At 63.2% G+C, this 9,227-nt stretch carries 13 protein-coding genes; 8 read left to right on the top strand and 5 right to left on the bottom strand.

The window, feature by feature from the left end:
* Positions 1–8 precede the first annotated feature (8 nt).
* The 5 genes from AOBCEHNH_RS03045 to AOBCEHNH_RS03065 all read right to left on the bottom strand — a co-directional run bounded on the left by AOBCEHNH_RS03045 (position 9) and on the right by AOBCEHNH_RS03065 (position 1,205).
* Positions 9–206, bottom strand: coding sequence for a hypothetical protein (locus AOBCEHNH_RS03045; protein ID WP_152063112.1), 198 nt, complete (start codon positions 204–206; stop codon positions 9–11).
* Entirely contained in the window at positions 206–355 is a 150-nt protein-coding gene (locus AOBCEHNH_RS03050; RefSeq protein ID WP_193221160.1) for a hypothetical protein, read from the bottom strand. Before AOBCEHNH_RS03050 ends, AOBCEHNH_RS03045 begins: the two co-directional genes overlap by 1 nt.
* 71 nt (positions 356–426) lie before the next feature.
* Entirely contained in the window at positions 427–693 is a 267-nt protein-coding gene (locus tag AOBCEHNH_RS03055; RefSeq protein WP_152063113.1) for a hypothetical protein, read from the bottom strand.
* Positions 694–709: 16 nt separating this feature from the next.
* A complete protein-coding gene (locus AOBCEHNH_RS03060) occupies positions 710–898 on the bottom strand; it encodes a hypothetical protein (RefSeq protein ID WP_152063114.1) in 189 nt (62 codons plus the stop codon).
* A gap of 22 nt (positions 899–920) precedes the next feature.
* Complete coding sequence (locus tag AOBCEHNH_RS03065) at positions 921–1,205, bottom strand: hypothetical protein (RefSeq protein ID WP_152063115.1); 285 nt, start codon at positions 1,203–1,205, stop codon at positions 921–923.
* Positions 1,206–2,082: 877 nt separating this feature from the next.
* On the opposite strand from AOBCEHNH_RS03065, the gene AOBCEHNH_RS03070 reads away from it, so the two are divergent.
* From AOBCEHNH_RS03070 to AOBCEHNH_RS03105, 8 genes are all read left to right on the top strand, one after another.
* Positions 2,083–2,397: a hypothetical protein gene (locus AOBCEHNH_RS03070; RefSeq protein ID WP_152063116.1), complete on the top strand. Its 315-nt coding sequence runs from the start codon at positions 2,083–2,085 to the stop codon at positions 2,395–2,397.
* 8 nt (positions 2,398–2,405) lie between these two features.
* Complete coding sequence (locus tag AOBCEHNH_RS03075) at positions 2,406–2,897, top strand: P27 family phage terminase small subunit (protein WP_152063117.1); 492 nt, start codon at positions 2,406–2,408, stop codon at positions 2,895–2,897.
* Entirely contained in the window at positions 2,894–4,393 is a 1,500-nt protein-coding gene (locus tag AOBCEHNH_RS03080; RefSeq protein WP_152063118.1) for a terminase large subunit domain-containing protein, read from the top strand. Before AOBCEHNH_RS03075 ends, AOBCEHNH_RS03080 begins: the two co-directional genes overlap by 4 nt.
* Positions 4,394–4,532: 139 nt before the next feature.
* Complete coding sequence (locus AOBCEHNH_RS03085; protein WP_152063119.1) at positions 4,533–6,008, top strand: phage portal protein; 1,476 nt, start codon at positions 4,533–4,535, stop codon at positions 6,006–6,008.
* The gene (locus AOBCEHNH_RS03090) at positions 5,995–6,708 is read left to right on the top strand and encodes a head maturation protease, ClpP-related (RefSeq protein ID WP_152063120.1); all 714 of its coding nucleotides are present in this window, start codon (positions 5,995–5,997) and stop codon (positions 6,706–6,708) included. Before AOBCEHNH_RS03085 ends, AOBCEHNH_RS03090 begins: the two co-directional genes overlap by 14 nt.
* A gap of 17 nt (positions 6,709–6,725) precedes the next feature.
* On the top strand, positions 6,726–7,964 hold the full coding sequence (locus AOBCEHNH_RS03095; RefSeq protein ID WP_152063121.1) for a phage major capsid protein: 1,239 nt from the start codon (positions 6,726–6,728) through the stop codon (positions 7,962–7,964).
* Positions 7,964–8,758, top strand: coding sequence for a hypothetical protein (locus tag AOBCEHNH_RS03100; protein WP_152063122.1), 795 nt, complete (start codon positions 7,964–7,966; stop codon positions 8,756–8,758). The genes AOBCEHNH_RS03095 and AOBCEHNH_RS03100 overlap by 1 nt, the downstream gene beginning before the upstream one ends.
* 4 nt (positions 8,759–8,762) lie before the next feature.
* Positions 8,763–9,227 (top strand): hypothetical protein, encoded by a 465-nt coding sequence (locus tag AOBCEHNH_RS03105; protein WP_152063123.1) that lies wholly within the window; start codon positions 8,763–8,765, stop codon positions 9,225–9,227.

Raw genomic sequence — 9,227 nt, forward strand, 5'->3', positions numbered from 1 at the left:
TCGGTTGTCTAGTCGGCGAGGCCCAGGCGCTTGAGCTCGGCGTCCTCGGTCTCGGATATGGCGGCGATTGCCTCGAGGCGCTGGGCCTCGCGCTGCTCCCAGATCCTGGCGAGGTCTGCGGACATCCTGGCGTCGTGGATCGCTGACGTCGCGCGGCAGATGACGAGCATGAGTACGGCCAGGGTGATGAGCTTCAGGGCGCGCATTAGCGGGCCTCCATCGCGGCGATTGCCCCGGTGAGGAGCAGGCGCATATAGAACTCCTTGGCTTCGGCTTCGTCGGCGAAGTCGTGGAAGGTGAGGGCATCGCCTTCGGTCTCGCGCCACGTGACGCGGTAAGTGGTATTCTTGTCCATGGTCATTTCCCTTCTGACTTGACCTTGCGGCCTCGGGTGTAACGGACTCGGGGCCGCGCTTCGTTTACGTGCTATGCGACCCCGCTGATAAGTTCGGCGAGCTCGTCGCATTTGCTGATGACCAAGACGCGGCATTCCTCGCGCGTCAGGCGCCCTTCTGCAAATTCGCTCACCGCGTCTATCAGGTCCCGCATGGCGCGCCACTGCATTGAATACGTGCGGTCAAACTCGCGTTCCAGCTCCTCGTTCTCGGGGTCGTTGCCCCATGCGGCATCTGCCGCGTCGCACTCCTCGCATGCCTTTTCATATGCCGCGAGCTTGCTTTTAATGGTCTCCATGGTCCTTCTCCTTTGTTTACAGCTCGAACTTGCTCACGTAATCGCTGAACGGGCACACCTTGCGCGCGGGGCGATCGGTCGGGCCGCTCTTCGTCCACACCCATCCATGCCAGAGCTGGAGGCCGTCGGCCTTCACCAGCTCCATGGCCGCGTTGGCCTTGCGGATGTTCCACTTGAACCGGCTCACGTTGCTGCTCTTCTTCATGGTCTTCCTTCCTTTCTGAGGCCTACGCCTCGAACGTGATTACCTGCTCGGCGTTGTCTTGGTCGATGTCGTCGACGCACTCGCCGACGCCCACCAGCACCGAGACCCAGCCGGAGCCGTTGGCGTCCAGCAGGTCGCGGGCCTCCTCCTTCGCGCCCCCGATGGCGGCTTCCAGCTCCTCGGGCGCGACGGCCTCGGCGTACTCGTAGGCGCCGCAGGTCTCGGGCTGCTCGAGGTCGTCCGGGTCTGGCTTCTCGCCCGTGTCCCACTCGATGACGAGCATGTAGGTCTCTCCGTCCTTGTACATGACTTCTCCCTTCGTGGTAGAATCTCCCGTGGAGCCGGGCGGCTCTATTTCGGCTCTGAACCGCCCAGCTGTTTGTTGACGCGGCTAGTCTTCGGACTGGTCGCGTTTTGCTTTGGCGTATATGACCGCCGCCGCAAGCTTGACCAGAGCCGAGACGAGACCGAGCAATGTCGTCAACTCGTCCACGGGATGCCTCCTTAGCCGGTCCTTGCTGGTAGCGCCGGAGGCGGTGCGCCTTGGGATGTGCTCCCTTGGCGTGACTACATAGTGAACGATATGCATAGACAATACAACCGAACAATATGTATCTCCACATAGTCTACATATCGAACAATATGTATATGCTGAATCTGCTAAACTTGCGGCAATAGCAAGGAGGATAAAAGTGCAGGTAAATAAACTAATTGCAACGGTAGTTGAGCGTAGTGGCAAGTCATACAATCGGCTTAGCGCTGACCTTGGTAAGTCGCGCGAGTATGTGCGACAGGCTGCAAGCAAAGCGGCACCGTCGATTGCCACCGTGGCAGACGTTGCCGACGTGACAGGCTGCGACGTGTGCATCATAGATCGTAAGACGGGCGCGATTGTCGCCACGGTGACCCCGCCGCGCAAGGCGAACAACTAGACAACACAACAGCAGACCACACAGGGCCGCGCCGATGGGCGCGGCTTTTTTTATGCCGAGACGGCGCGGGGCGTGAGCGAAAAACCGCCGGGGGGAGGGGGTAAATTCACGAAACCCCGCCACCGGTACCCAGCGGCTCCCCCTGATTTTTTTACTGGTACGAAAAAATGAGAGCCGCGTTACGGAACCGTTACTGAACGTGTTACGCAACGGGGGAGACCCGCGTGACCATGCCCGCCACGGAGGTGGCGCATGGAAAAGAAATGCGGTTGGTGCGGCCAGAAGTTCGAGTCTAAGACCAAAAGGGCCGTCTTTTGCAGCCAGAAGTGCAAGCAAGCACACTACAGGGCGCGTAAAACCCAGATAGCCCTGCCAGAGCTGAACATGGAGGTTGTCGAGGGCGGCAAGAGCCTGGGGTCCAAGCACCTCGTTCTTGCGCTGTCCCAGATCAAGGGCGGCGTTGCGACGCTCGACGCCATGTCCCAGTGCGGCCCGAAGGAGTACAGGCTGCTGTGCGAGGTGCTTGCCGCCAACCTCGCGCAAGTGCTGGCGGAAGTGGGCCTGTAATGGGTCGCATGCCAGACGCGCACGCAATCAGGCGCACCAAGGACAAGGCCGTCATCATCCCCGAGACCGTCGAGGCAAGTTCCCTGACCCCTCCCGAGACGGTGCTGGCCCACCCGCACATGACCGAGCTTTGGACGTCCCTCGTCGGCTCTGGGATAGCCTACGAGGAGCGCGACATACCGCTTATCGAGCAGCTGGTGTGGGACTTTGAGACGGTCGAGCAGTGCCGCGCCCGCGTCATGGGCGCTGACGGCCAGATGAAGCTGATGGTCCCCGTTGGAGAGCCAGACCCCGACACGGGCGAGTACCTGAAGTTCATACCGAACCCCTACCTCAAGCAGATGCGCGAGGCCATGACGGAGGGCCTGAAGCTGGCAGACCAGCTCGGCCTGTCCCCGATGGCCCGCGCACGCCTGGGCCTCACGCAAGCAGCTGGCAAGGCCGCAACGCTGTCCATCGCCGAGACCATCGACGCCCTCATGGAAAAGAGGGGACGATGAGTTACAGGACACCGTGCGGGCGCATGTCGGCGGAGGGTGAGCGCCAGGTAGAGCGCGCAAGGCTGTTCGCCGAGGGCTTCCTCACCTACGCTGGCGAGTCGGAGCTGTGTGGAGAGCCTTACGAGGTCTCCGACTGGCTGATGAAGAACATCTGGCGACCAATCTTCGGCACGGGCACCATCGACAAGCGCACTGGCAGGTTCCGCCGCCGCTTCCGCCGCGTCCTCGTCGGCGTTCACCGTGGCTTCGGCAAGTCCCAACTCGCCGCCGTCATGGTGCTGACCATCGCCACCATGGAGCCGCTGCCCAACGGCCAGTACGGCATCGTCGCCGACTCCAAGGAGAACACGGTGATGGTCCAGAACTACATCAAGACCATCATCCGCGCCAACAGGCAGCTTTCCGAGGCGTGGCACATCTACAAGGACGTCATCAGGAACGACGCCACGGGCCAGGAAATCCACGTCTACCCGTACAAGGAGGCGGCGCTTCAGGGCAAGCACTTCCACGTGCTCATCGGCGACGAGATTCACGTCTGGCGAGACGATGCCGTGTGGAAGGCTGGCGTCTCCGGTCAGGCGAAGATCTGGAACGCGCTCACCATCGGCATCACCACCGCAGGCGCGAACCGAGACGGATTCCTGTTCGAGCTGTACGGCAAGCTCAAGCGCGACAAGCACGCCTTCGTGTGCTGGCTCGGCATCACGGATGGTGACGACCCGAAGGACCGCAGCTGTTGGAAGAAGATCACCGCCGCTGGCCGCATCACCATGGAGGAGCTCGAGGAGCAGTACGAGTCCGACAAGATGGACGACGGACGCCCCGGTAAGGGCTTCGAGCGCTACTACCTGAACCGAACCCCGATGGACGAGGTTGAGGAGCCGTTCATGCGCCGCGCCGACGTTGAATCCTGCGCCCGCAAGGGCAGCGAGCTGAACATGGACCAATGGTTCTGCGTCGGCGTGGACGGCGCTGTGAGGGGCGACACCCTGGCTGTCGTCGCTGCCCAGCGCACATCAGGGCAGGAATGGGCTTTCAAGGAGTGGTGCTGGGAGAAACCAGGCCCCATGGAGGTCTACGACTTGACCGAGGTGGCCGACGTGCTGCAACAGCTGGCCGTGCAGCGCGGCAACCCGATGATCGTCACCGACCCAGCCCGCATGCAGTTCCTCGTGAACTGGCTGGACCGCGAGCGCGGCATGGAGCTGGTCGAGATGCCCCAGCAGCCGTCCATCATGTGCCCCGCCTCGGAGCTGCTGGCCCGCACCATATCGACGCGCCATGCGGCCCTGTCGCAGACCCCCGTCCTCGCCCAGCACTGCATCAACGCGGTATCCAGCGAATCGAAGGCGTACGGTCGCCGACTGGCCTCCGAGAAGGGACGCCACGGCCAGGGTACCAGGCGCATCGACGCCGCGATAGCCGCCGCCATGGCCATGTACTCATACGACAACAACGATGACGAGACTCCCAGCGTGTGGAGCATCGACCTGTAGCGGGGGAGTGCCCGCCGACAATCTCCGCTGTGGGGCTTTTTCCTCCTTTCACCCACACCCGAGTGATCTCCCGCAGGTGACGCCTCTCCTGCGGGGGACGTCGGGGAGACCATGCCGCCCGTAGAGATTAAGGAGCGCCATGGGACTCTTGGACAAAATCTATAACGCAATCCACCCAACCTCTCCCGTGCCAGTCGCAGGCGGGCCCAACATCGACTTCATGGAGGTCCGCGAGGGCGGCAAGGTAATTCGCTACGAGCGCGGCAACCACCGCGAGGCCTACTACGGAAACGCCTACCGCGCTTGCGCGCTTGCCAAGGCGAGGCCGCTTGCGTCCCTGCCCGTCCACGTCTACGAGCGCAAGGGCGGCGTGAGGGTCGAGGCTGGCGGCTACACCGCCAAGGACCTCTCAAGGCTTCTCAGGACCCGTTGGAACCCGTTCATGACGGCCCAGGAGGGCTTTCGCTGGATGGACATGACCAAGGACGCCAAGGGCAACGCCTTCGCCCGCGTCGAGTGGTCCGGGCCTCGTATCGTCGCCATCTGGCCGCTCTCGGGCGAACCTGAGGTCCGCATGACCCCCGCTGGCGGTGTTGTCTTCAAGTACGCGGGTGACAAGTTCACGCCAGCTGGCAACTACCTGTCCCGTGAGATCGTGTGGGTGAAGTCCCCAATCATCGACGACGATGGCCTCATGGGAGTCAGCCTCGCACAACTCGCCGCCCGCGAGTTGGGGCTGTCCATCGACATCGAGGAGTTCTACTCGAAGCTCATCACCAACGGCAACCACTTCCCCGGCTGGCTCGAGACCGACCAGAAGATGGACGAACAGGGCATGGAGCTGTTGAAGAAGCAGCTCGACGACGGCTCCGGCATCGTCAACGCTGGCAAGCTGCGCGTCTTCGACCGTGGCATGAGGTACCACAGCACGGGCTACACGATGGTCGATATGAGCCTCGTGGAGCAGGAGAAGTGGATCCTGCAACAGACCTGCCGCACCCTGTCCGTGCCGCCGCAGGAGGTCTTCGACCTGTCCAACGCGACGTACAGCAACATCGAGCAGGGTGCCCTCAACTTCGCCAACAAGACCCTCGTGCCTGAGTGTGCAGAGATCGAGCGCGCGTTCTCATGCGTCCTGTGGGACGCGGGCATCGAGAACGCCTACGTGCAGTTCGACCTCAACGGCCTGCTGCGCGGTAACTACAAGGACCGCATGGAAGGCTACCGCATCGGCCTCTACAGCGGCTTCTACTGCCCCAACGACATCCGCGCCAAGGAGGACATGCCCCCTTACGAGGGAGGCGAGCTGTTCCTGCGCCCGACCGCCTACGCGACGGTGGACCCCGCTAGTGGCGAGGCCGTGTACCCGACCTCCGAGGCCCAGCAGGGTACGGGCGGTTCGGGCGAGGACCCGGACGGCGGCGCTCTGAACGCTATCCACGAGGACATGCGCGCCCGCATCGCAGAGCGTTTGAGGGACGGCGGGGACTCCGAGAAGTTCAGGGACTTCGCCACGCGCGTCCTGACCCCGTATGCCAACGCCTGCACCATGGCCCGCATCAAATACGACATCAAAGCCGACATTGAGGAGATAGTCGCAAATGAAGGACATTAACGTTTTCGGCCCCATCGGCGACTTCTGGGACGACGCGGCCACAACCGCATCCGACTTCGCAGCACAGCTCAAGGAGGCTGGCGGAGACGACGTGACGGTCCACATCAACTCGGGCGGCGGCGACGTGTTCGACGCCAACACCATGGCTGAGACCCTGCGCGCCTACAAGGGCCGCACCACCGCGTCCATCGAGGGGCTTGCCGCCTCCGCAGCGTCCTACTTCGCGCTGACCGCAGACGAGGTTGTCATCGGCCCGTCCGCGCTGCTCATGATCCACAACCCCTATACCTGCTGCCGTGGCGAGGCCTCCGACATGCGCAAGACCGCAGACCTGCTGGACAAGCTGCGCGGCACCATCTCCGCCCAGTACGTCAAGAAGACTGGCATGGAGCTCTCCGAGGTGGAGGCCCTTATGGACGAGGAGACCTGGTTCACCGCCGAGGAGGCCGTCGAGCGCGGGTTCGCGGACCGCATGAGCGACGCGGCCCCCGTCGCCGCCTGCATCGACGAGAAGATGCTCGGCAAGTTCAAACACGCCCCGGAGGGCATCGCAAACGCGGTCGATGAGCCTGCGGGGGAGGTAGAGCCGACCATGCCCCCCAGCACAGGCGAACCTGCCACGGAGGCCGTGGTGGATGAGGCGGGGGCCGCTTCGCGCGTCGTGTGCGTGAACGGTGCCTTCCTAAAGGTGGAGGGCTAGAGCGCGAAGGAGCGCACATGAAATCCTCTATCGAAATCCACAACGAACTTCTCGACCTCGATCAGAAGATCAAGTCCGCCGAGAACTCCTTCAACGCCTCCGAGGGCGAGGAGCAGGTCGCTTACCGCGACGCCATCAAGACCTTCCAGGGCAAGAAGGACGCTCTCAACGAGATGCTGACCGACGTCCTCGCAGCCGAGGAGAAGATGCGCAACGACGGCGGCGTCCCCGTCATCGCAAGCACCCCGCAGCCGAAGAACGAGCACGTTGACTTCGTGAACGCCTTCCTCGGTTCCCGCGACGGCTTCGAGAACATCATGGCCAAGTATGGCGAGAAGATGGCCTTCACCTACGAGCAGGTCATGAACGCCGCCGACCCGACCTACAAGCTCGTCGATCCCAAGAAGACCAGCTACAACCTGCCCTCCAACATCATCGAGATGCCCATGGGCGTCATCGACGTGATCTCCAAGGGCACCACCGACTCCAACATGGAGTACATGATTCCGAAGTCCTTCACCAACAAAGCCGCCGAGTGGACCCCCGGCACCGTCAAGGCCGAGTCCGATGAGGCCTGGGACAAGGACGAGGCGAGCCTGTTCACCCTGGCCCACCACATGCCCATCTCCAAGCACACCGCCTACCACTACGGCCAGCTCGAGTCCATCATCAAGAACGACCTCATGTACGGCTTGAAGCTCAAGGAGGCCGACGCCCTCCTGAACCTGGACAACGGCGCCACCAAGAAGGGCATCCTCAAGAAGACCGGCATCCAGACCTACGAGAACGCCGCTGGCGACACCGTGGTTGACTCCATCCGCAAGATGAAGACTAAGTCCTGGATGGCCACCGGCATGATGCCGACCCACCTCGCTGTCCACCCGCTCGTCACCGAGCATCTGGATCTGATGAAGGACGCCAACCAGCGCTACATGCTCATCAACGTCAACGGCAAGGTCTGGGGCCTTCCGGTTGTCGAGGACGTGAACCTCGTCACCGACCCGTCTAGCGATGCGAAGTACGGCGCGCTCATGTTCAATGCCAACGCCGCCACCTGGTACACCTCCGAGGCCGACGCCCTTTCCATCGGCTTCGTGAACGACCAGTTCACCCGCAACGAGTACACGCTTCTGGCCGAGGGCGAGCACCTCATCACGGTCCAGCGCCCCAAGTCCTTCGTGTACATGGCCGACGCCCTCAAGCTGACGCCCGCCGCTGCCGCCGCTTCCATGGCCCGCACCAAGGCCAAGGCCTAATGACCCGCCTCGAGCCAAATACCAGGCTCCGCTGCTCGCTCGTCGAGCTCGATGAACTCGAGCTCGCGGGCGGGCCGTCCGCTGCCACCGTCAACTACGCATCCGATGGCTCTTCAGAGCCGTGGAGCGGTGGCAAGGTGGCCCTCAAGTCCTGCCCAGACCTGCTGACGGTCGAGTGGGAACTCAGCGGCGTGAAGGTCTCCGCCCAGCTCGACGTTGTGGCTTCGAGCTACTGCACCGTCGAGGACATCAAGTGCTACCGCTCCGACGTCTACGAGAACGACGTACTGGTGGACGAGACGGTGATCGCCGCCCGCTCCCGCGCCATCGAGACCATCGAGCGAGAGGCTGGCCGCTTCCTGCAACCCGTCATGCGCGTCGGCGTGGTGGACCGCCCGAACTGCTCGAACATGAGCGTCCCGTTCGTGGATGGCCGCATGGCCACCGACATCATCACCCCCGTGCGAGCCGCGGGGCAGGACGGCAGCAACCTCACGGTCCACAAGGCAACAGAGGTGTCGCTCGACGTCATCGGCGTCCCAGTCGGCGAGTTCGCCGAGGTGGCGCTCGTCATGGGCCTGAACCCGACGCCCTCCGAGATGAGGGACGCCGTGGTGGCCCTCGCGTCCTACTTCCTCGCCCCGAAGGCGGGTCCCGAGAACGCATCGTCCATGAGCACCGAGGCGGGCGTGGTCAACTACGTCCTCGCAGGCGTCGGCGGTGCAGCGACCTCGCTCCCCGAGGTCAACGCGGTCATCTCCCGCTACGGCGTCAAGCGCCTGTTGGTCGGGTGATCCCGTGGTGTTCTCCGAGTGCATCAAGTACGTCGAGGGAGTTGCCGAAAAGGCGCTTGCCGACTGCGACCCCAAGCCGTTCGTGAGCATCGGCGGCTCGACCACCGGCAAGCCCTTCGAGTTCATCGTTCGCGAGCTGCCCGAGTCCGTGAACATCGGCGACCGTTCGACGGCCACGACCATGGGCATGGGCGCGCGCGGATGCTACCGCGTCGAGTTCTCCATCGCCTGTCAGGCCTGGGCCAAGCGCAAAGGCGTGGACAAGGCGTCTGAGACGGTCCTCGGCTGGGCCGAGCGTTTCATCGCCGCCATCGCAGCCGACAGGACGCTCGGTGGCCTCGCCATCCATGCCGAGCCGTTCGTATCCCAGGGCGGCACCGCCTATGAGAACGACCGAGCCCTCTACCTGGCGGCAATCGACCTGGGTGTCCGCGTCAAGGCGGAGATAGACCCGCTAACCATCAACTAA

Origin of the sequence: Collinsella intestinalis (assembly GCF_902501455.1) — a bacterium.
Taxonomy (GTDB): domain Bacteria; phylum Actinomycetota; class Coriobacteriia; order Coriobacteriales; family Coriobacteriaceae; genus Collinsella; species Collinsella intestinalis.

Coding starts and splice junctions, on each gene's coding strand:
- AOBCEHNH_RS03045 (WP_152063112.1), bottom strand. CDS start 206: ATGCGCGCCCTGAAGCTCATCACCCTGGCCGTACTCATGCTCGTCATC.
- AOBCEHNH_RS03050 (WP_193221160.1), bottom strand. CDS start 355: ATGGACAAGAATACCACTTACCGCGTCACGTGGCGCGAGACCGAAGGC.
- AOBCEHNH_RS03055 (WP_152063113.1), bottom strand. CDS start 693: ATGGAGACCATTAAAAGCAAGCTCGCGGCATATGAAAAGGCATGCGAG.
- AOBCEHNH_RS03060 (WP_152063114.1), bottom strand. CDS start 898: ATGAAGAAGAGCAGCAACGTGAGCCGGTTCAAGTGGAACATCCGCAAG.
- AOBCEHNH_RS03065 (WP_152063115.1), bottom strand. CDS start 1,205: ATGTACAAGGACGGAGAGACCTACATGCTCGTCATCGAGTGGGACACG.
- AOBCEHNH_RS03070 (WP_152063116.1), top strand. CDS start 2,083: ATGGAAAAGAAATGCGGTTGGTGCGGCCAGAAGTTCGAGTCTAAGACC.
- AOBCEHNH_RS03075 (WP_152063117.1), top strand. CDS start 2,406: ATGCCAGACGCGCACGCAATCAGGCGCACCAAGGACAAGGCCGTCATC.
- AOBCEHNH_RS03080 (WP_152063118.1), top strand. CDS start 2,894: ATGAGTTACAGGACACCGTGCGGGCGCATGTCGGCGGAGGGTGAGCGC.
- AOBCEHNH_RS03085 (WP_152063119.1), top strand. CDS start 4,533: ATGGGACTCTTGGACAAAATCTATAACGCAATCCACCCAACCTCTCCC.
- AOBCEHNH_RS03090 (WP_152063120.1), top strand. CDS start 5,995: ATGAAGGACATTAACGTTTTCGGCCCCATCGGCGACTTCTGGGACGAC.
- AOBCEHNH_RS03095 (WP_152063121.1), top strand. CDS start 6,726: ATGAAATCCTCTATCGAAATCCACAACGAACTTCTCGACCTCGATCAG.
- AOBCEHNH_RS03100 (WP_152063122.1), top strand. CDS start 7,964: ATGACCCGCCTCGAGCCAAATACCAGGCTCCGCTGCTCGCTCGTCGAG.